Origin of the sequence: Blastococcus saxobsidens DD2 (genome assembly GCF_000284015.1) — a bacterium.
Lineage (GTDB): Bacteria > Actinomycetota > Actinomycetes > Mycobacteriales > Geodermatophilaceae > Blastococcus > Blastococcus saxobsidens_A.
The window spans coordinates 1,401,617-1,421,316 of the sequence record NC_016943.1 but is presented as its reverse complement, the minus strand read 5'-3'; the positions used below and the strand labels follow the sequence as shown (position 1 = coordinate 1,421,316).

General features: G+C 72.1%; 22 protein-coding genes. 2 read left to right on the top strand and 20 right to left on the bottom strand.

From position 1 onward, the window contains the following. Positions 1-8: 8 nt before the first annotated feature. The 18 genes from BLASA_RS06750 to BLASA_RS06665 all read right to left on the bottom strand — a co-directional run bounded on the left by BLASA_RS06750 (position 9) and on the right by BLASA_RS06665 (position 14,887). The gene (locus tag BLASA_RS06750; RefSeq protein WP_231839566.1) at positions 9-686 is read right to left on the bottom strand and encodes a hypothetical protein; all 678 of its coding nucleotides are present in this window, start codon (positions 684-686) and stop codon (positions 9-11) included. A 128-nt stretch (positions 687-814) separates the two neighbouring features. Further along, positions 815-1,198: a hypothetical protein gene (locus BLASA_RS06745; protein WP_231839565.1), complete on the bottom strand. Its 384-nt coding sequence runs from the start codon at positions 1,196-1,198 to the stop codon at positions 815-817. Beyond that, positions 1,195-2,013, bottom strand: a complete 819-nt coding sequence (locus BLASA_RS06740; RefSeq protein ID WP_014375317.1) for a hypothetical protein — start codon at positions 2,011-2,013, stop codon at positions 1,195-1,197. Before BLASA_RS06740 ends, BLASA_RS06745 begins: the two co-directional genes overlap by 4 nt. 301 nt (positions 2,014-2,314) lie before the next feature. Then, a complete protein-coding gene (locus tag BLASA_RS06735) occupies positions 2,315-2,572 on the bottom strand; it encodes a helix-turn-helix domain-containing protein (protein ID WP_014375316.1) in 258 nt (85 codons plus the stop codon). A 7-nt stretch (positions 2,573-2,579) separates the two neighbouring features. Further along, entirely contained in the window at positions 2,580-3,026 is a 447-nt protein-coding gene (locus tag BLASA_RS06730; RefSeq protein ID WP_014375315.1) for a hypothetical protein, read from the bottom strand. A 184-nt stretch (positions 3,027-3,210) separates the two neighbouring features. Then, a complete protein-coding gene (locus tag BLASA_RS26215) occupies positions 3,211-6,447 on the bottom strand; it encodes a LysM peptidoglycan-binding domain-containing protein (protein ID WP_014375314.1) in 3,237 nt (1,078 codons plus the stop codon). Beyond that, a complete protein-coding gene (locus tag BLASA_RS06720; RefSeq protein WP_014375313.1) occupies positions 6,444-6,890 on the bottom strand; it encodes a TadE/TadG family type IV pilus assembly protein in 447 nt (148 codons plus the stop codon). The genes BLASA_RS26215 and BLASA_RS06720 overlap by 4 nt, the downstream gene beginning before the upstream one ends. Further along, positions 6,887-7,282, bottom strand: a complete 396-nt coding sequence (locus tag BLASA_RS06715) for a TadE/TadG family type IV pilus assembly protein (protein WP_231839564.1) — start codon at positions 7,280-7,282, stop codon at positions 6,887-6,889. The genes BLASA_RS06720 and BLASA_RS06715 overlap by 4 nt, the downstream gene beginning before the upstream one ends. Positions 7,283-7,308: 26 nt before the next feature. Beyond that, entirely contained in the window at positions 7,309-7,737 is a 429-nt protein-coding gene (locus BLASA_RS06710; RefSeq protein ID WP_231839563.1) for a TadE/TadG family type IV pilus assembly protein, read from the bottom strand. A 44-nt stretch (positions 7,738-7,781) separates the two neighbouring features. Then, positions 7,782-7,979 (bottom strand): hypothetical protein, encoded by a 198-nt coding sequence (locus BLASA_RS06705; protein WP_014375310.1) that lies wholly within the window; start codon positions 7,977-7,979, stop codon positions 7,782-7,784. A gap of 30 nt (positions 7,980-8,009) precedes the next feature. Beyond that, the gene (locus BLASA_RS06700) at positions 8,010-8,924 is read right to left on the bottom strand and encodes a type II secretion system F family protein (protein ID WP_014375309.1); all 915 of its coding nucleotides are present in this window, start codon (positions 8,922-8,924) and stop codon (positions 8,010-8,012) included. Beyond that, on the bottom strand, positions 8,921-9,832 hold the full coding sequence (locus BLASA_RS06695; protein WP_014375308.1) for a type II secretion system F family protein: 912 nt from the start codon (positions 9,830-9,832) through the stop codon (positions 8,921-8,923). The genes BLASA_RS06700 and BLASA_RS06695 overlap by 4 nt, the downstream gene beginning before the upstream one ends. After that, positions 9,829-11,250 carry a CpaF family protein gene (locus BLASA_RS06690; RefSeq protein ID WP_014375307.1) on the bottom strand — a complete coding sequence of 474 codons (1,422 nt, stop codon included), beginning with the start codon at positions 11,248-11,250 and terminating at the stop codon, positions 9,829-9,831. The genes BLASA_RS06695 and BLASA_RS06690 overlap by 4 nt, the downstream gene beginning before the upstream one ends. Next, on the bottom strand, positions 11,240-12,040 hold the full coding sequence (locus BLASA_RS06685; RefSeq protein ID WP_014375306.1) for a hypothetical protein: 801 nt from the start codon (positions 12,038-12,040) through the stop codon (positions 11,240-11,242). Before BLASA_RS06685 ends, BLASA_RS06690 begins: the two co-directional genes overlap by 11 nt. Positions 12,041-12,054: 14 nt before the next feature. Then, positions 12,055-12,606 (bottom strand): SAF domain-containing protein, encoded by a 552-nt coding sequence (locus tag BLASA_RS06680; RefSeq protein ID WP_041776206.1) that lies wholly within the window; start codon positions 12,604-12,606, stop codon positions 12,055-12,057. 128 nt (positions 12,607-12,734) lie between these two features. Continuing rightward, a complete protein-coding gene (locus tag BLASA_RS06675; RefSeq protein ID WP_231839562.1) occupies positions 12,735-13,397 on the bottom strand; it encodes an ATP/GTP-binding protein in 663 nt (220 codons plus the stop codon). Between the two features lie 230 nt (positions 13,398-13,627). Then, positions 13,628-14,035: a hypothetical protein gene (locus tag BLASA_RS06670; protein ID WP_166486490.1), complete on the bottom strand. Its 408-nt coding sequence runs from the start codon at positions 14,033-14,035 to the stop codon at positions 13,628-13,630. Between the two features lie 399 nt (positions 14,036-14,434). Beyond that, positions 14,435-14,887, bottom strand: coding sequence for a helix-turn-helix domain-containing protein (locus BLASA_RS06665; RefSeq protein ID WP_014375301.1), 453 nt, complete (start codon positions 14,885-14,887; stop codon positions 14,435-14,437). Positions 14,888-15,461: 574 nt separating this feature from the next. Here BLASA_RS06665 and BLASA_RS06660 point away from each other — a divergent pair. Both BLASA_RS06660 and BLASA_RS06655 read left to right on the top strand, forming a co-directional pair. Further along, positions 15,462-15,659 (top strand): excisionase family DNA-binding protein, encoded by a 198-nt coding sequence (locus BLASA_RS06660; protein ID WP_014375300.1) that lies wholly within the window; start codon positions 15,462-15,464, stop codon positions 15,657-15,659. A gap of 311 nt (positions 15,660-15,970) precedes the next feature. Further along, positions 15,971-17,104: a site-specific integrase gene (locus BLASA_RS06655; protein ID WP_014375299.1), complete on the top strand. Its 1,134-nt coding sequence runs from the start codon at positions 15,971-15,973 to the stop codon at positions 17,102-17,104. Positions 17,105-17,800: 696 nt separating this feature from the next. Here BLASA_RS06655 and BLASA_RS06650 read toward each other — a convergent pair. Then, complete coding sequence (locus tag BLASA_RS06650; protein WP_269446701.1) at positions 17,801-18,511, bottom strand: EAL domain-containing protein; 711 nt, start codon at positions 18,509-18,511, stop codon at positions 17,801-17,803. A 123-nt stretch (positions 18,512-18,634) separates the two neighbouring features. Continuing rightward, a complete protein-coding gene (locus BLASA_RS25380) occupies positions 18,635-19,687 on the bottom strand; it encodes a helix-turn-helix transcriptional regulator (protein ID WP_014375295.1) in 1,053 nt (350 codons plus the stop codon). Positions 19,688-19,700: the final 13 nt, after the last annotated feature.

Below are 19,700 nucleotides of genomic sequence, written 5' to 3'. Positions count from 1 at the left end.
GCTGCGGGCTAGACATGGCGCAGATCCCGCCAGCCAGCCGCGATCGCGGTGTCGGTACCCGGCCAGACCGATGGCGCCGGCGCGGGCTCCGGCCCGGCACCGATCACCCACCGGTCCCCCACCCATGCCATGCGCTGGCAGTCGGCGATCGCGATCCGCGAGGTCTGCTCGAGGGTGACGGTGAACTCGAGGTTCACGCACACCACCGCGAACTGCGGACCCACCGTTCCCTTGATCAGCCCCATCGCCGGTCGGACAACGATGGCCAACTGCGGGGACCCGGCACCGGACAGCCCCGCCGCCGACAGAAGGCTCGCCATGCCAGCCACCCCGGACCACGTCTCCGGGGTCGGGCCGCCAGGGGCAGCCCACTCGGCGATGACACGCCGCACACCGTCCATCGAGCCGGTCTGCATCGCCGTCACGTCGATCGCGGCCAACTGCGCCAGGGCACCTTCGGGAGTGCGGGGAAAGCCGGTGGGCACGTCAGCCGGGCCGTCGGCCGTGGTGCGCGGCAACTCGATGACACCCGCGGCCTGCAGCGACACCGGACCTGGCAGCGCGTCGTCCGGGTCGGCGGTCTGCATCGATGTCGCGGCCAAGGCATCTCGGGACGACGTATCCGGGGAGACTGCATCTCTCTGTCGCGCAGCGTCCGCTGAACCCGGCTTCTCCTCGCTCAGCACCCCGACGACCGCCAGGACCACGCCGGCCAGGACCGCCAGCGCCACGAGGGCTGCGACTACGACCAGCGTGAGAAGTCGACCAGGTCCCCACTCCGGGACAGCGCTTCGCCGGACGTCTCGACGGCGCATTACGTGCACCCGCTGCCGGTGATCGAGTCCAGGATGACGAGGATGACCGTGTAGGCGATGGCCACCATCACCACCACCGCGACGCCCATGGCCCCGTACCGGGAGGCATGCGGATGGGAGAAGATCCGCCCGACGAGGATCGACCCGAGGGACACGACCGCGCCGATGCCGATCAGCGCTAGCACGCCCCACTTCACCCAGGCGGTCACGTCGTCGGCGAAGCCTTGCATCCCCGGCGGTGCCGCCGGGCAGACCGCCGCGCCGATCTCGGCCGGCGTCGCGGTCGCCGGCCCGGCATCCAGCACGACGAACCCGGCAAGGACGAACACGACGCTTGATGCCGCCCGCACCGCCACGGCGGTGCTCCTCCGTCCGGCGGTCACGGAGTCTCCCCCGCCGGGGCCACGAGTGCGGCCAACGACCGGCCGGCGGCCGCCACTGGCTTCGGTAGCCGGTCGCCGGTCAGCCCGGCAATCTGCAGTCGCCGGTCGATCGGCACTGGGACCATCTGCCCCCGCGACCGCAACTCACCAAGCCGCGGACCGCAGCTGACCTTCACCAGCCGGGGCCAGCGGGCCGGGCCCACCGCGGCGACCGCCGCCTCGCCGTCGACGGCGGCGAGCAGCTGCTCGGTCTGCCGGACCCCCGGCACCGTCACCCGGGTGACGACAACCATCGCGCCGCAGGCGAGTGACCCGGGTGAGTCGAGCAGCGCGCGGGTCAGCGACCAACCCGCATCGACCACCGCCAGTCGAGCCGCGTCGTCGATTTCCGGAAGCGGCGGTAGGTCTCCGTCGGCTGGATTCCGAGTAAGGCGGACGACGTCGAGTCGACCGCGGCGACCGCTTCGCCAGTCCCCGTCCGCGCCCATCTCGATGGCCGGGGCCGCCGCCAGCCCTGACCGGAGCGGCCCGGCGTAGTCCACCAGCTGTACCCGCCGAGCTTCCGCCAGCCCTTCGGCGACTGCCAACGCGACCGTGGAAGCGCCGGCCCCGGCGTGAGCGGCAACAACCAGGACGACAGGGTCGCCGACGTCGAATGCCGCCCACGGGATCGAACTGGCATCCGGCCGGGAGGCAGTGACAGGGCCCGCAGCGCGCGACGGCTGGCCTCTCCAAACGACGTCGGGATCGTTGAGGTCGTCGAAGATCCCTGCGCGGATCGCGATGACGGCCGCGCGCATCGCCTCGACCGTCATCGGCCGTGCTCGACGGGAAGTCAGTGGGTCCGCGATCGCCATCGATCCCGACGGCGGCGCGTCACGGCTCATCCGACCGCGCCGCGGTCCCCGACGCGGTGTTGGGCTCTGCATGCGCCGACCGTGTCGTCCGGGCCTCCAGAAGTCCTCCAGTCGGCTACTGGAGAGCGGTCATCGGCCGAGGTGAAGTGTGTGCCGGCGCAGGGGTGGTACCGAACGACTCTCACCGGCGGACGACTGGAGGATTACCGGAGCACCGACGCCGCACGCCGACGGATGCCGGCCCTCGATCGGGTTTCGGTCAGGGACGCTGGGCACCCTGCCGTGGAGCGCCGACCGCGCGCCGTGGAACCCCGTGCTTGTCCAGAACGCGGCGGACTGCGGTGGGCGAACGGTCGATCAGCTCGGCGATCTGCCGCAGCGAGCGGCCGGCGGCGTACTCGGCGAGAACGAAGGCCTCCAGCTGCGTCTGCAGCCGCTGGCCGGGCACGGTGCCGGTGCGGGCAGTTCCGGCGAAGGCGGGTAGCGGGCGAAACCGTGGCCGCGGCGGATAGGGCATGGCTGGATTAGTGCCGAGCCGGCCAGGCGATCAGCGGTCCCAGCCCGAGGTCGGCGTCTGCGCCCTGGCCGGCCGGAGCGCAGTGATCGTGGCTGCCGGCGGCGTGCGCAAGCGCAGCGAGCACCAGGCCGAGTCTGCGACGGTCCAGCGCCACCGCCACGTCGGCAAGGTCGACCGGTCGGCCGTCGGCGAGGCTTACGGCCACCCGGAGCACTGCAAGCTCCTCCGGACTGCCGGGCAGCCGCCCGTCGGCGAGGGCAGCATCGAGTTCCGCCCACTCGATGCGCGCCCACATGTGCCCGCCGACCGGCTCGGCCTCCACCGTGATCATCCCAGCGGCGCGCAGATGAGCCGGCCAGTAACCATCGTTGGCGAGCAGCAGCACGGCGGCCTCGGCGGCGTAGTCACCGACCGCGGCATTCAGCAGCGCGACCTCTACCTCGTCGAGGTCCACGGTCGGCGGCGATCGGCTCGATTATCACCAGCGTCTCTCCTTCCATCCCGAGGCCCCTGCGCACTCGAGTGTGGTCAGAGGTACGACATCTCGACCTGCCGGCGCAGGTCCCGGACGTCCCAGACTGCGGTCCGTCCAGGTTGGACGCTTCCCTCGTTGTGGTGGATGCAGCCAGCGGCCGTCGTCACGAGGCTCGGTCGAGGAACTGCCGGCGGGCGCGGTTAATGGTCTCCGCGGTGCTCATGGGCAAGTCCATCTCGTCCTCCCCGTCGTGGACGGCCACGATGCGAGCGACGTAGGTCTCGGCCTCGGCGCGGTTGCCCTGGTGGTAGGCCACCCACATCGCGTCCAGCAGCACTCGCTCGTCGTCCGGCGCCACGAGCAGGGCGGTGGCCGAGGCGGTGCCGGCGGCCGCCAGGTCGCCGTCGACGAGGGCGGCGGTGACGACCTGGTGGGCGACGTCGCAGACCGCGGCGGTGAATGTGAGGTCCAATCCGTCCAGCCACTCGTAGCCGGCCGGGCGCTGGGCGAACGGCGGGCCAGACACCAGCCGAAGGGCGGTCAGCAGGTCGGGCAGGTCGTGTCCGCGGACAGCGGCCCGGGCGCGCAACTGGCGGAAGAGGTCGGCGTCGACAAGCACGCCGGTCAACGTGTAGCGGCCGCGGTGGCCGGAGCTGAGGTGCTTTTGGCCGGTGGCGGGGTCGGTGCCCAACCAGGCGCGGGCGCCGGCGGCGACCCGGTGGACGTAGGCGCGGGCGCTGACCGGGTCGGCCCTGCCGCCGCGGGCAGGCTGCAGCGCGGTGGCGGCCTCGTCGGCGGTGGCGCCGTGCGGGCGGGTGGCGAGGTAGGCGACTGTCTCCTCGTAGCGGCGCCGCAGCCCGGACCTGGCCACGGCCGCCTCATCACCGAGCGCGCGCAGGGAGATCGGTCCGAGCAGCGTCAGCCGCGGCCGGGGGCAGTCCGGCGCCCACCAGTCGACGAGATCACGGTCGAGCTGGGCGAGGTCGTCCTCGATCCGGCTGCGCACGTCGGCCGGCGCCGTACGCTCCGGCGTCTCGGCGGCATCGCTCGACGACGACGTCGGTCGGGCGGAAGGTTCGGTCGCGGCGGGCGGCGTCGCGTCGCGTGCCGCGGCGGTGGTGGACCGGCGTAGCGCCGTCTGCGTGGCGGGGAGTTGGACCGGTGGCGCGGTGGTGCCCGGATCGGATGCGTTGTTGCGGATCGCGCCGGCGGCGTCGGTGTGCACCTGCCAGGGGCGGTCGCCGGCGGCGACGGGGATCGGGTCGTCATCGGAGTCACGTTCGAAGGCCAGCAGCGTGGCGATGTCGCGAGCCTGCTCGGCGGTCAGCCGTGGAGCCGGTAGCCGCAGCCCCAGTGCCGGAATGAACAGCGACCCGTCGTCGGTCAGCGTCAGCAGCCACTCGTCGCCGGCCTCCCCCGGCTCGACGCCGAGCACGAGTGCGACCGCGGCTCGCCGCTCGCGAGCGCGCAGAGCAGCGGAGGCCTCGGCCAGTTCGCCGACCTGATCCGGCGAGCGTGGGTTGAGGATGACCTGCGGCATCCAGCCGTCCCCCGCTCCGGCCCGCAGCCGCCCGTCCAGCACGTCGTCGGTGTCGCGCTCGGCCGCTTCCCGCAGCGCGGCGTGCAGGTCGGGGTCGTTGGCGGTTTCGGTCGGGTGGACCCGGTGCGGTGCCAGGTCGAGCAGTTCCTCGCCGAAACCGACGGTGGTGACGGTGAGGTGGTCCGACCAGCTGTTGACGGCCATCTCGGCGGCCAGGTGCCGGGCGAAGTCCGTGCGGCGGTCGACCGGTCCGGTCACGTACACGGCGCCGAGGCGTTCAAGGTCCAACAGCCAACGGTCGCCGCCGTCGGTCCCGATGGTGACCAGGGTCGGATATGGCGCCAGGCGAGCCCGGGCCACTTCGGTGGCCACGCCGGTGTCCCGGTCCAGCCGCACGAACCACCACAGGCCGGTGTCATCGGCGGTCCACGGTTCGGGCGGCGGACTGTCGGCCGGGGCGTGCAGCCGCAGCTCGAGCCGGCCGCCGTGCAGTCGGGCGGCGACAACGTCGGGCAGCAGCCCGTCTGGGTGCTCGGAGATCCGGACGGCGAGTCCGCGCAGCGCCAGGTCGAGCGCGTCGTAGTCGGCCGTACCCGCGTCGGCCGCCGAGGTGACGACCGTCTGGGTGGCCGACAGCCCCTTCGGGAGGGGAATCAGCCGTCGGCCAGGGCGGCGGCGGCGCAGCCGCTGGCGGCGGTGCGCCAGCCACGTCGCGCCCACGCCTGCGGCGAGCAGTGCCCCGCTGCCGGCGAGAACGGCCGCCAGCTCCGCCGGGAACTGGTCCCCGTCGGCATCGAGGGCATCAGCGTCGGCTGCCGACTGCACCGGTTCCTCGGCTGGACTCTGCGATGTCGGCGAGGCGGTCGGGGTCGATGAGGGCTCCGCCGGCACGGCTGGCTCGTCCTCATGCGGCGGGGGTGGCGGCGGTGCCTCCTCAGCCGGTGGTTCGGGGGTGGCGGGCGAAAAAGAGCCAGCGGCTGCCGGGTCTACGGGCGGGAGGTCGAGGACCTGCCCGGGGAGGATCAGGTCGGGATCGGTGAATCGGCCGCCGCCGGGAAGGGGTTCGCCGGCATTGAGGGCGTAGATCGGCTGCCAGCCGTCCAGGCCGTGTTGCTCGGCGATGTCGGTGAGGGTGTCGCCGGGCCCCACGGTCACCTCGCCGGCCGTCCTGTCGACCACGGGGAGGCTGGCGTCGGGCGGAAGGACCAATACCCAGCCCGGACGGATCAGCCCCGGATCGGAGAGGATCGCGCCGTCGGGCTGGGGCCGGCCGCGGTTGAGCTCGAGGATTTCCTCGAACCGGGTCCAGTCGCCCAGGTAGCGGGCGGCGATGCGGCCGAGAGTGTCGCGCGGCTGCACCGAGTAGGTCGGACCGGCCGCGGGAGGTGCGGTAGGCGGATTGTCGGCTGGCGGGGCGGGCGCCGGCGGCGGCTTCTCGAGGTCAACCGGCTGTTCGGCGACGACCGGCGGACCGGCCACGGCCGGAGCGGCCAACAGCGGTGCGCTGGCGACACCGAGGACGGCGGCCACCAGCAGGCCGGCGAGCTGCTGTGGGACCGCCAGGCCGGGCAGCCGCAGCGGTGACAGGCCGCGCAGCTGACTGACGAGCTCGACGGCCACCGACAGGGCGAAGCACGCCCAGGCACACCAGCCGATCACCACGAGCAGTCCGAGGAAGACGGCGCCGGTGTCCGGTCCGCTCAGCGCAGTGGTCACCCGAGCCCAGGAGGGCAGCTCGTCGGGCAGGTAAGCGCCACCGAGCTGCCATAGCGCAATGGGGACGCCGGCGACGGCGGCCGCAAGCGCCAGAAGGGCGAGCAGCTGGCGCAGCACGTCGAATGCCCGCGGTGGCGTGGTCATGGGCCCGCTCCCCCGTTCTGACCGGTGCCTGTGATCAGGTCGGCGGTGCCGGAGCCCTCCACCGTGAGGGTGGAGATGCCGATCAGGCCCAGGAAGGTCGTGGGCTGGGTGATCGTGGTGGTCACGTACAGGGTGTCGCCATCGACGACCGTCACCGCGCCCTGCACGTCGTTGCGGTCGAGGTAGTCCTGCGCAGCGGCGACTGCGGCGGTCGGGTCGACCTGCACCTGTCCGGCGAGGGCCGCGGAGATGTCGAGGGCCTGTCCGCCGGCGCGGGCGGCCTCGTCAGCGATGGCGTTGGCGCGCTGGGTGGCGGCCACCTTGGCGCCGCCATCGACGGCCAGCCCGATGATGAGCAACAGCCCGGGAACGAGGACGGCGAGGAAGACGCTGATGGCACCGCGCTCTCCGTCCGGCCGCCGGTGGCCGTGGTAGCCGGTCATCGTTCGCGGTAGGCGTCGACGGGGCTGATGAAGGAGGCCTCGACGGAGACAGACCCGGGCAGGCCGGGGGCCAGCAGGTCGGCCATGCCGACCACGCAGGTGATGGACACCGTGACGTCGCCGGGCTGGCCGAGCGGGGCTTGGAAGCCGGCGGTGTCGACGTCGACCGTGGTGCGCTCGCAGCGCAGATCCTGAGCGGCCAGGGTGCGCTCCGCCTGGGCGCCGGCCCGTGCGACGGCGGTGGCAGCGTCGCGTGCGAGCGAGGCCTCCCGGGCGGCGGCCCGTGCGGCCTCTTGGACGGCACCCTCGGCGATCTGGGTGCGTCCGGCGACGACGGCGAAGGCCAGCAGCAGGAGGAGCGCCGGCGCCAGCAGCGCCAGCTCGACCGACACCGACCCTCGCTCCGTGGCCTGGGGGTTCATGGTGTGGGCCGTTCCACCGGGCCGACGGCGGTCTGGGTGACTGACCAGCCAGACAGCCCAGGAAACAGGCTGAGGGAGGTGCCGGTGACGGTGACCTCGATGCTGCTCGGTGAGCCGGCCACGGTCACGTCCCGGCCGGTGAGCAGGTCCTGCGCGGTCTGGTCGAGGAAGCCTTCGGCGGCCGACTGGGCGCGGGCGGTCGAGGCGGGCTGCACGCGGCCCTCGCGGGCGCCCTCCTGCGCGGCACCCAGCGCGATCGAGCGGGCGTAGAACCACAGAGCCGCCTGGATCAGTGTCATCACCAGCAGCAACACCACCGGGAAGGCGACCGCCAGTTCCACCGACGCCGCACCGCGCTCGCCCGACCTCCGTCGGCTCACCACGCCGCCGGCCCGGTTGCCCGCAGCAGGGCAGGGCCGGGACACGGGCGCGAGGCCACACGGGCTGGCGGGGCGAGCCACGGGGCGGGCTACTGGATCTGGGCGGACCGAGAGGTGACCGCGTTGGCGATCACGGCCACCAGCGCGACGGCGATGCCGATCAACGCCACAGTGATAATCACCTGCTCGACCGACAGCGAGCCGCGCTCCGGCTCGTCGCGGAGATCGCGCAGCCGGTCGCGCAGCTGCGCGCCGACGATGGTCAGGAGAGTGAGTATCGAGGTCATCGGAATTCCTCTCGGGTCAGGGTCACCGGGTCAGGTGGCCATGAGGCGGGCCAGTGCGGGATAGAGGAAGAGCAGCAGAAAGGCGATCGACAGCAGAGCGACGGGAGCGGTGAGCTTCTCGCTGGCGGTGTTGGCCGCCGTCTCCTCCTCGGCCAGCAACTGGACCCGCAGCGACTGCGCGCGGGCCCGCAGCGTCGGCGCGATCGACGCGCCCTCCGAGGCGGCGACCTCGGCGATGTCGGCCACGTCGGCCAGCTCGCCAACACCGGTGTCGGCGGCCATCCGGCGCAGGCCGTCCCACGGCGGATCGCCGGCCAGCCGGGCGGCGACCAGCGCGTCGGTGATTTGCCGGAACACCCAGCCCTCCCCCACGCCGGCGGCCCGCTCCAGGGCGATGGTGGGGCCCTCGCTGGCGTCGCGGCGCAGGCTGACCAGATCCAGATAGGACGCCAGCGCCCGCCGCATCTGACCGCGGGCCTCGGCGGCCTGGTCGCGCACGACCAGGTCGACGACGAGGAACAACACGCCAGCCAGCGCCAGCGATCCGGCCACCGGCACCACCACCGGCACCCGGACGCCGGTCACGCCGAGCACGGCGGTCAACAATGGAACGAACACCGCGCCGAAGGCGGCCAGACCGACCTTGCGGGCGGCGTAACCCTCCGGCGTCCAGCCGATCACCGCCAGCGCCTGGGACGGCGCGCTCCTCCCGGCGGCGGGCAGCCGGGCGGCGGCCCAGGCACCGACGCGGCCGGTTGCGCGTGCCCACCGGTCGCCTTCGTCCGGCATCGGCCCGACCGGGACCGGAGCCGCGCCCCCGTCGAGGCGGGCCAGCGCGTCGGCCAACCGCGGCTGCTCGACCACGAGAACGGCCCGCAGCAGCAGGAACGCTCCGAGACCGACGAGCGCGCCGGAGCCGATCAGCAGCGCCTGGGTGCCGCTCATGGGACCGGCAGCTCGTTCGGCTCGAGACCGGGAACCCGCAGGCTGCGGTCGGGATCGACCAGGAAGCGTGTGGACGGCGCAGGGGCGGTGAGCCGGCGCATCCACAGCAGGCAGGCGACGATCAGCCCGGCGATGGCGGCCAGCACCAGCTGCCCGACTCCCGTGCCGTAGGGAGCCAAGTAGTCGCCGTTGAGCGCGGCCAGCCCGGATGCGGCGACGGTGATCAGCAGCAGCCACCGGGCGTTCGCGCGGGGCTTGGCACGGTCGGCCTCGACCTTGCGTCGCATGGTCACGTCCTCGGTGAGACTTCCCGCCAGCTCGGTCAGCACCCGCGCCAGCCCCGGCCCGCGCAGCTCCGCACCCAGCAACAGGGCGGCGACGACCAGGTCCCCGGCGGCGTCGTCGAGATCGTCAGCGAAGGCCAGCAGCGCCCGGGACGTCGGCCAGCGCGCCTGAAGCCGCGCGGCCAGTGCCGCCACCTCCGCCGCGATCGGCTCGGGGGCGGTGCGGGCCGAACGAATCAGCGTCTGCTCCAGCCCGCCGCCCGCAGCCAGTACGTCGGAGGTGCGGCGCACCCACTCCTGCAGCGCCTCCAGCCGCTCCACCGTGGCGTTGCCGCCGGAGAACTGCGCCAGCAGCCACGGCACACCGATCACCGCCAACCCGGTCAGCACGCCAGCGACCGGCCAGCCCGAGGCCAGCCACACCACCGCCGCCGCAACGGCGGCGGCCACCCACAGCGCCCGCTGCCGCCGCACCGCCGGGCGGTCGGCCCGCGCCGTCGGACGCGGCTGGCGGCGGCGCGGCCGAGCCGGCGGTTCGGGGGCGGTGAGGGCGTGGGAGGCCAGCAGCAGGCCGCCCATCAGCAGCGCCCCGCAGACGCCGGCAAGCAACCCCGTGCCGCTCACCGTCGTCCCCCGACAGCGCCAGCCCAGCGCCCGTGGCCTGGCCGGAGCCAGTCGGGATCGAAGCCCACCCGGACGTAGTCGGCGAGGTCCACCGGATCGTGCTCGGGTACGGCCCGTCCGTCGGGGCCTGGGGCGAAGACGTCGGTGACGGCCGGGCGCCCGCCCTCCCCGATGCCGTTGCACTCGAGGACCTGGCTGACGAACCGGTGCCGCTCGCCCCCGACCCACCGTTCGTCCACGGTGGTGATGTGCACGATCAGGTCGATCGCCGATGCGCAGGACCGGTAGGCATGCTCCGGGGTGACTGCGGCGCGGCCGCGCATGCACAGGTTGGCCAGCCGCTCGAGGGCGTGGTGGGCTGAGCGGGCGTGCAGAGTGCAGGCCGAGCCGCCCTCCCCCGCCTCCATCACCTCGATCAGCGGCCACGCCTCATCGCCGCGGACCTCGCCCAGCCACACGCGGCTGACGTTCATGACCAGCGACTGCTCGACCAGCTCGGTCAGCGTCACCTCGCCGAGGCGGCGGCCGTCGGGTCCGCGCTCCCCGGTGCCCTCCCGGGCCTCGAACGGCACCACCCTCGGATGCCGGTCGGGCAGCTCGTGCAGCAGCAGCTCGAAATGCTTCTCGATCGTGGCCAGGTGCTCCTCGACCGGCAGCTCGTTGGCCAGCGCCCGCAACATCAGCGTCTTGCCAGCAGCCTGGGCGCCGGTGACGACGATGTTCTTGCGCGCCCGCACCGCCGCCCGCAGGAACTCGGCCAGCGGCCGGTCGATCGCCCGCAGACCCACCATGTCGTCGAGGTCGACGTTCCGGATCCGGTGTCGGCGGATCACCAGATGGGGTCGCGGCACCGTCTCGATGACTGCGGCCAACCGGGACCCGTCAGCCAGGCGCATGGTGAGCAGCGGACTGGCCGTGGTCAGCGTCCGCTCCGCGCGGCCCAGCCGAGCGGCGATGTGCTGCAGCTGCCGCACCAACTCCTCGTCCGAGTCGGCGATCGGGTCAACGCGGACGTCCCGGCCGTCGGCGTAACCGATCCACACGTTGTCGTACCCGTGAACCTCGATGTTCTCCACCAGCGGGTCGTCCACGTAGGGCTGCAGCCGGCCCAACCCGAACTGGGCGGCGAACACCGCGTCAGCGATCACCCGCTCCTCGGCCGGCGTGGGAACCATCTGCCCGGCGCGCATCCGCTGCCGGACCAACTCGTCGACGCCGTCCTGGACGAGCGTTCGGGCCAGCTCCTGCTGCGCCACCGTGCTGAGCGTCGGGCGACGCTTGAGCTCTTCGGCCAGAGCCGTCGCCGTCGCCTCGTGCAGCCGACGCACCAGCGTCCAGTCCACCGAGACCGGTGATGCGTCCGCTGGTCGAGGCACCGTGCCAGCACCCAGCAGGTCGGTGGTGAGGTCAGCGGACACGGCTGCCCCCGAACGTGCCGGGCGCAGGCACGGGCGCTGGCGGTGGTGTCAACCTGGATTCGTGCGCCGCGGCCGACTCGACCAACCGGGTCGCGACCGTCCGGGCGGCTCGAAGCAGCGGCGACTGGGTGAACAGCCGGCCCGCCGGCGCGCCGTCGCTGAGCACTGCCGCCGCCTTCGGATCCCGCGGCAGCGAACCGACCGATGGAACGCCGAGTGCCTCGCTGATCTCTCGCTCGCCGTACGGCTCCCCCGGCCCGATCACCAGCGTGCGCAGCATGCCTGGGCACGCTTCCCGCTCTCTCAGTTCGGCGATCGCCTGCGTCGCCGCACGGACGGCGCGAAGCGTGGAGCCGGTGGCCAGCACGACAACGGCAGCCCGCTGAACCACGGCGGCCGGGAAGTGCTGAGCGCGCAGCCGCCCGCAGTCCGCCACCACGTCCACGGCGCCGTCCTCCACCGCCGCCAGGACGGCGGCCAGGCGATTCCAGTCCACGTGTCGGGCGCCGGCGGGGTCGGCCAGGCCGGGTAGGAGCCGCGCACGTCCCTCGGGGTCGAGCCGCAACAGCTGACTGTCCAGGTGCCGGGCCAGCCCGCCGCGCCGCGCCGCGAGCTCCAGGTCGGCGAGCCCGCCTGCGAACGGCTCGCCTCGGCCGTATCCCGGCAATACGTCCCCGCCGACCGGATCCAGCTCTGCCAGGACCACCTGGCGAGGCCAGGACAGCGCCATAGCCAGCCCGCTGGTGGTCACCCCGGGAGCGCCCTTGGCCGAGCACAGCGCGATCAACACGGCAGCCGTCCCGCCTACTCGCCGGCCACCACGACGATGGCGATGAGGCCGGCAGCGGCGCGGGCGGCGACGTCCGGCCCGTCGGCAGCGTCGACGAGCACGTCGACGACCCGCAGCCCGTCGGTTCCGGGAGGGCCAGACTTCACCACGGTCGCCTCCACCACGCTTGGGGCTCCTTCGGTCGTGGCTGGAGCGCTGCCCGCGGCCACGGGCACCAGGAAAACGTCGTCGCCCGGCCGCAGCGGGGTCGTCGGTAGTTGCACGAGCGACACGCCGACCCCGACCAGCTGCTGGCCGGGAGCCGGGAGGCGTTGATCGGTCAGGGCGTCGCGGGTGAGCAACGAACCCGGCCGCAGGGAGGTCGCCGCGACCAGGCCGATGACCTGGTCGCGGTCGACGTACGGAATAGGCTCCAACGCCGGATCGGCGGGGATCCTCGCTTCTGTGAGATCGGCAGCGGTGAGGGTCTGCCCCCAGGGCACCTCGCGTGCGATCGCGATCACGGCGGTCGTCCGACCCAGCGACGTCGCCAGATAGGTCGCCCCAAGGGCACCGAGCACCACCATGCTCACGGCCAAGGCCAGGAGGGCCGGACGGCGCCGACGACGAGGTGGCGGCAGCACCGGCGCGCGAGGCAAGCCGTGCACTTCCGCCGGAGATGGCGCTGCGCCGGTCGTCACCGGCTGGGTCCGGGTCATCGGCTTCCGTCCTGATTGAGGACGTGCAGCTCACCGACGAACAACTCCGCCGAAGAGGACAACTCCAGCGTCTCGGTGCCCGACAGCCCACCACCGGACCAGGTGATCGTCCACGTGCTCGTCGCGGTGATAGGCCACGGGCCACCGCCCGGTACGTGTCGGCTCGACGTCTGCGCATACACATGGCCGCAGTCCGGAGACGGGCCCTCGGTGCCCTGCACGTACCGCGTCCCGAGGCCGCAGGTGACGATGTGCCCGTCGCCCATGTTCCAGAGGACCTGGCTGACCCGAGCCTCGGCGGTCACCGTCACGCCTCCAGCGGAGGCCGAGGCCTGGACGGGGCCAGTCGTGTCTGCGGTGCGTTCGACCCACATCCACACCGGTAGTCCCACCAGTCCGCTGCGGGAAGCCGGCGGTGGCGCCATCCCGATATCCGGCGCGTTCAGGGCCATGGACGCGATCGCCTGCTGAGCGAGGAGGCGGGGGTCCACCGTCGGGGCGCCGGGTGCTCCGGCACCATTCGACAGAAAGATCAGGCCCGTCCACAGGCCGGATCCCGAACCCGCCGGGTCCGGACATGTGAAGACCCAGACCGTCCCGTCTTCCGGATCATTCCCGGCCCATACCGGGTGCCCGATCCACGGCTGGGGATCTGCCACCGCTCTCGTGCAACTCGGCGGGGACGGCTCTCCGACTGCCGGCCGCTCCATGCCGGCGTTGACGTCGTTGTCCCCACCGGCGCCTTGCCCAGGGGAAGTCGCCTGGACCAGGCAGATACCGGTCTGTGCATCCCTCTGCGCGCACTCCACGGGTGGAGCTGCGATTGCAACGTCCAGCCCGCCGCAGACGGTGAAGACCGCGACCGCCAACAGGACTACGCGGTGCGACGTCAGCATGGTCGATCCGTCAGCGGGTCCAGCTCGTTGACCAGCCACGGAGCTCCCGGTTCGGCCTCGTAGCGCGTGACGGTGATGTCCCAGACGTACCGCGGCGGAGTTCCCGGGGGCACGACCTCCCCGGTCTCGACCCTCACCACTCGCGTGCTCTCGCTGTCGTAGCAGCCGGTGATCCTGACGGTGGGCCCCTCGGGAGCTGTGAGATTCACGCCCGTGACCTCCAGGTCGACTGCAGTGTCGCCTTCCTGACGAAGCCCGAGCGCGGCGTAGTCCCGTACCGCCGTGACGGCGAGCAGCGCGGCCGGATCACCCGAGAACCGTCGGATCTCTGGCTCCCAGTCCCTCGCGCCTGGGTCCTTCTTGGCCGCGTCCGTGACGCGCAGCAGCTCGTTGACGACCACAGTGGCATCTGTTGCCGCCTCGTCCTCGGGAGTCGGCGCGTTGCTCGTGGCAGGAGCGGACGTCGAAGTCCGCGAGGTCGACGACGTCGCCGCGCTCTGCGCCGAGCCCTCCGGACCGGCGTCGCCCGCCGTGCATCCGGCGAGGGGCAGTAGCGCAAGGAGCGCAGGAGCCGCCCACCGCCGCCTGGTCATCGCGACTGCCCGCGCCGGGTCGGCAGACCGTGCTTCGGTACGAGGCTGACTGCCCGTGGTGGGTGGAGGAGTCGCTGGGGCATGCGGTCCCATGCCGCGCTCGACTCCGTCGTGCGGGCCATGGGCACCTCCCCCGGGCAACGTGCGCGGGAAATTACCACCGGGATCGTCCGGGGAGGCAGGCTCTTTCTCCAGTAATTCTCCAGTTCAGCCTTCGAAAGCCGCCATGGCCGCGTGGTCCCTGCGAGAGCGGCGGACGGCCGCCTCCACGCGCGGGATGTCCACGCCGAGAACCTGGCTGATGGCGGCCATCACCTTGGGCGAGGGATCCGCCCCAGGGCGGCCGTCCTCCAGTCGCACGTACGTCATGACCGACAACCCGTCGCCAGTCACTTCATTGGTGGCCAGTCCGGCAGCCAAGCGCAGAGCCGCCAGTGGCGGGTCGTCGCGGTCGACGTCGAGGAGATACAAGGGATCGACGCCCAGGGCGGCCGCCAGCCGCGGCACGAAGCGGGGGCGCGGACGCTCGAGTCCCGTCTCCCAGACCCGGATGCGCACCGGACTGGAGAGCTCCAGTCTCGTGGCCAGTTCTTCTCGGCTCAGGCCGATGGCCTCACGAGCAGCCTGCAGGCGGTCGCCTCGAAGCAGCGGCCGCGCCACGGCAGCTCCCCATCACCCGATCGGTGGACACCCGCCCCGTGGCGCCGAACCCTAGTGCCGTGTGCCCGCCCCGATCGGGCAAGCGCCTCGTCACCGACGCGGCGCGCCTGCGTGTCGACACGCTGCGATACCCGACAACGGAGGGCGCAACGGAAGGGTGCGCGTGGGGCCGGGACCGGAGGCCTGCGCCGGCATCCCCATCGATACATCCAACGCGCCTTCGTCCATTGGAGATCTTCTGCGGAGCCACGACCGACTGCGCATCTGCCGCCGCAGGGGAACTGCAGAAGAAGTGGAGGCGGGCGTGCTTGACGGTGCTGACAACGGTGACACGGCGGTGGAGACCGGCTGCTCGGTCATGCCGAGGCACCGAACCGAGGCAGCAGGACTGCAGGAAGACCGGAACAGTCCCCCAAAGAATCTTGGCCATGAAACCCGCAGCGCATTCGCAGCCGCGGCGGCATCCGTGCCGGCCTCGGGGTACCAGGGCCGGTAACGCTGGCCGCAGCATCCGCGGACGTCACCTCCTCGGTCAGCAGGGCGGTTCCTGATGCCTGGGACGACGTCGCAAGGAGTGGCGTCGCCTGATCAGCATGATCAGCTGCTGACCGTTGCTCAGGCCGGGGACTACCTGGGAACAGGAGAGCGCTTCATCCGCCGACTGATCGCTCAACGGCGGATCGGCAACGTCAAGCTCGGCAAGTACGTCCGGCTCCAGCGCTCGATCCTCGACGAGTTCATCGAGGCCGGACGTGTCACGAGTGACGGGTAGCTCAACCCTGGCGCACGCCGGCGTCGACGGCGGTGGCGCGCCCATGAGCGGCGGAATTTCTCAGGGGTTCACGACGCCACCTGGGTGCCCGTCCCTATCGTCGTCAGCCACGGCGTGGAGGGGGCGGTTCTGCGGCGCCACAGCCGCCCTTCCGCTCACTCCCTGTAATTGCTGCGGCGAGCACGTCGTCCTGAGTACGTCAAGGCCCTCCATGAGATCCGTGGGGGGCCATCAGTCGATCGGCGTCGAGGTCTCAACTCACTCAGCAGCTGCACAACAGTCACCCCAATCGACGAGATGGGGAGGCTGACGTGGGTCGAAGGACCTGGGGAACGGTTCGTCGGCTCCCCTCCGGGCGCTACCAGGCCCGCTATACAGATCACTCGGGCAAGCAGATCTCGGCGCCGTCCACCTTCGCTACCAAGGCCGACGGCTACAGATGGCTGGCCAAGGTCCAGACCGAGCTGGACTCGGGCCGCTGGATCGACCCCAAGGCGGGCAAGGAGACGCTGAAGGTCTATGCCGAGCACTGGGTGGAGACCCGCCTCGTTCGCGGTCGTCCGCTGGCACCTCGCACGGCCGAGCTCTACCGAGCACAGCTCAAGAACCACATCGTCCCGGCCCTGGGATCGACGCCCCTTCGCCAGCTGGAGGCCTCTGCTGTCCGGGCCTGGTACGGGAAGCTCAGCGGCCCCGCCGGACCGGGTCAGGTCACAGCGGCCAAGTGCTACCGGCTGCTGCGCGCCATCTGCACTACGGCAGTCGACGACAATCTCATCGCTCGGAACCCGTGCTCTATCCGTGGAGCAGGGCAGGAACGGTCCACCGAGCGACCGATGTTCACGCTCGCTCAGGTTCAGGCGCTCGTCGATGCCGTCGAGGATCGCTGGCGTGCGCTGATCCTCCTGGCCGCCTGGACCGGCCTCCGCATCGGGGAGCTGTCGGCGCTGCGCCGCGAGCACCTCGACCTGCAGACAGGCACCGTGAGCGTGACGACCGCCGTCGTCGACCTTGTTGGACAGGGACGTTTGTACGGCCCGCCGAAGTCGGCCGCCGGCCGCCGATCCGTGGCTATCCCGCCGCACATCATCGGCGACTTGGAGCGCCATCTCAGGATGTACGCCCAGGCCGGAGCGCACGGGCTGGTTTTTGTGGGGCCGAAAGGCGGCCCGATCCGGAACAACAACTTCGCCTCACGGGTGTGGGCACCAGCAGCGGAGGCGGCCGGACTCCCGGCCGGTTCTCACCTGCACGATCTACGCGGCTGGGGCGCCACCATCGCCGCCCGTCATGGCGCCACCACCAAGGAGCTAATGCACCGGCTTGGGCACGCCTCGGCCGCCGCGGCGCTGCGCTACCAGCGCGCCGAGCAGGAACGAGACGCCGCTCTCGCCGCGGCCATGAGCACGGCGCTGAGTCAATCGGAAGGCACGTCCTCGACATGATTCGCGTTGACCAGGCGAATCGCTGCTCGAAGGTTTCATTTCCCAGCCGACCGTGCGGATCCGATTCCTGTCACCCGCTCCACATGCTGGTCAAATCGGACGCCCGTTGCCTTGGTCCGGGTGTTGTGCCAGGTGGTACGGACCTGGCGACCCAACGGCCGGCCTTCGCTCAGCACGGCTAGGTCGGTGTTGCGCTGCCGGAGGGCGGCGGAACTCGATCCGCAGCGTCCCGCTGGCCTCGCCCAATGACCTCGAAGCGGTGGCCGCGGCGCTGGACGCGCGGCAACGTCACGCCTGCGAGCCGGGCGCCTTGGCTGTCAGCCCTCATCCCGAGAGTCCCCTGCTGACCAGCCTCCCGCCAGGTCAGGGAGCGGACGGAAGCCGATCTGCGGCCACGTCGTGCCCTCGGAAATCGGCACCGAAGGAGTCGCGTGGACGTCCCACGGCATGCTTGCCCGGCCCGCGTCCGCATCCCACGGGCCGAGAGCCGCCCGGCGCGACCCGTCACCGCAGGCGTCTGCCGGGCAGAGCGTCACGTCGGGCCTGACCGGCGCGACCGCCAGAAGCCCGAGTACGACGGCAGCGAGTGCCGCACGGGGGAGCCGTCTGGCCCACCGCGTGCACGCCTCCTCGTGGCGCGCAATCGTCCGGGGCGACCCGACGCACCACCACGTGCAGCCTGCGAGGAACCGCGGCTCACTTCACCGTGGGCGCGGGCGAGTCACTGAGGTCGGGAAACCGCAGTGGACGGCGCCAGGCGAGCCAGTCATCCGAGCGCGAGGTCGGGCGGCCGAGGAGGTACCCCTGGCCGGCATCGACGGCCAGTTCCCGGAGCACCGCCAGCTCCGCGGGCCGTGCGATCCCCTCGGCGATCACCGTCAACCGCATCTCGCGGGCGAACGCCACGACCGCGGCGGTGAACGCCCGCAGGGCCGGATCGGCATCGATGCCGCTGATCAACGTACGGTCGATCTTGATGATGTCGGGTGACAGACGCAGAATGTGCCGGAACGTCGCGTAACCGGCTCCTGCGTCGTCAACGGCGAGTCGGATGCCCGCGTTCCGGAGGGGGCGTAGGGCGCGGGTGAGCCGGGCGTAGTCCGGCACGGTCGTGTGCTCGGTGAGCTCCACGACGATGCGCGACGGGTGGATCGGCAGACTGCTCAGCAGCCGGGCGAGCCCGGACCAGAGCAGCGTCGCCGGTGAGAAGTTGACCGCGACGTACCCCGGAACCGGGAGGGCGGCCGCCGCGTCGAGGGCGACGACGGCGGCCCGTAGCTCCAAGTGGACGGTGCGACCGGCTCTCGCCGCGTCGCTGAACCAGTCCTGCGGCGCTCCCCGGTCGGCCGGGACGAACCGTGACAGCGCCTCGACTCCGAGGACTTGGCCGGTCGCGAGGGACACGATGGGTTGGCAGACGGCCGTGATGGCATCGCTGCCGGGACCGCGAATGCGTCCGCGGCTCGTTGCATGGGAAGGTACACACCAGGACGATCGTCGCCGGAGCGGCCGGGCGGGATGGGCGCAGTGTCACGACCCCGCAGGCGACCTGTCCGTTCTCCGCAGCAGGTGGATCAGTTCCTGTTGCGACGCCACCCGCAACTTGCGGAACACCGCCGAGAGATGATTCCGCACGGTGCTTGGACTCAGGAAGAGCGCCTCGGCGATCGCCGGCACGCGATCACCGTTGAGCAACCGCGTCACGATCTGCAGTTCCCGTCCGGACAGGCGGTTGAGGCCGGGCACCGCATCGCTGCGCGCCGCCAGACGTGACGACGTGGCCGACCGCAGGCTCTCGTCGAACTGCCACAGTGCCTGCCGGATGCCCACCGCCGACGTCAGCGGGCCGGCGGTCACGTCGTCGTCCAGGAACGCGAAAGCGAAGCTGGGGGCCGGCACCAGGGGCAGGGTCAGGAGCTGGCACCGGTGGACCACCGACCCGTACATCTGCACCCGGACCGCAAGGGTCGCGCCCAGCCCGGTGGCAGCGGACTGCGCGAGCGCGCCCAGCAGCGCCGTGACGTCGGCGGGCAGTACGAGCCGGAACAGCGACTGGCCGACGACGTCGGACGGTTCGTGGCCGGTCAGCCCCTGCACGTCGGCGCTGATCCTGTCCACGATCACGTGCGGGTCCGTCGACCCGACGACCGCCTCCGCGGTCATCCCATCGGGGCGGTGTATCGCCTCACCGAGGAACGTGGGGTCTGGCAGCAGGAACGCCATCGCGAACCGTCGATCCCCCCGCGGGTCGGCGAGCCGCAACCACACGGTCACGGACTCCGATCTGCCGGCGCGCACGATCGTGCGCCGCGCCTCGTAGCCGTCCAGCCGGCCCTCCAGGAGAAGCTCCAGCGCCCCGGTCGGCTCGTCCGCGGTGAACTCCTCCAGGCTGCGGCCGACCGCTGAACCCCCGTCCGGGCACAGGATCCGGTCGGCCACCGGGCTGGCGGCGAGGATCCGTTCGGACGGCACCGCCAGCAGCAGGGACGGCAGCGGGCAGGAGGCCACCGCGTCGAGGACGGCCCGGGGAGGTCCGGTCGTCGACAGGACTGATCCGGTGCGCTCACGACTGCCAGGAGCCACACCGACCACCTCG

What these genes read in the sequence shown, in the direction of transcription:
- BLASA_RS06735 (WP_014375316.1), bottom strand. Translation starts at nt 2,572, where the DNA reads ATGCCCTATCCGCCGCGGCCACGGTTTCGCCCGCTACCCGCCTTCGCC.
- BLASA_RS26215 (WP_014375314.1), bottom strand. Translation starts at nt 6,447, where the DNA reads ATGACCACGCCACCGCGGGCATTCGACGTGCTGCGCCAGCTGCTCGCC.
- BLASA_RS06680 (WP_041776206.1), bottom strand. Translation starts at nt 12,606, where the DNA reads ATGGTGGTGCTCGGTGCCCTTGGGGCGACCTATCTGGCGACGTCGCTG.
- BLASA_RS06740 (WP_014375317.1), bottom strand. Translation starts at nt 2,013, where the DNA reads ATGACGGTCGAGGCGATGCGCGCGGCCGTCATCGCGATCCGCGCAGGG.
- BLASA_RS06700 (WP_014375309.1), bottom strand. Translation starts at nt 8,924, where the DNA reads ATGAGCGGCACCCAGGCGCTGCTGATCGGCTCCGGCGCGCTCGTCGGT.
- BLASA_RS06705 (WP_014375310.1), bottom strand. Translation starts at nt 7,979, where the DNA reads ATGACCTCGATACTCACTCTCCTGACCATCGTCGGCGCGCAGCTGCGC.
- BLASA_RS06720 (WP_014375313.1), bottom strand. Translation starts at nt 6,890, where the DNA reads ATGACCGGCTACCACGGCCACCGGCGGCCGGACGGAGAGCGCGGTGCC.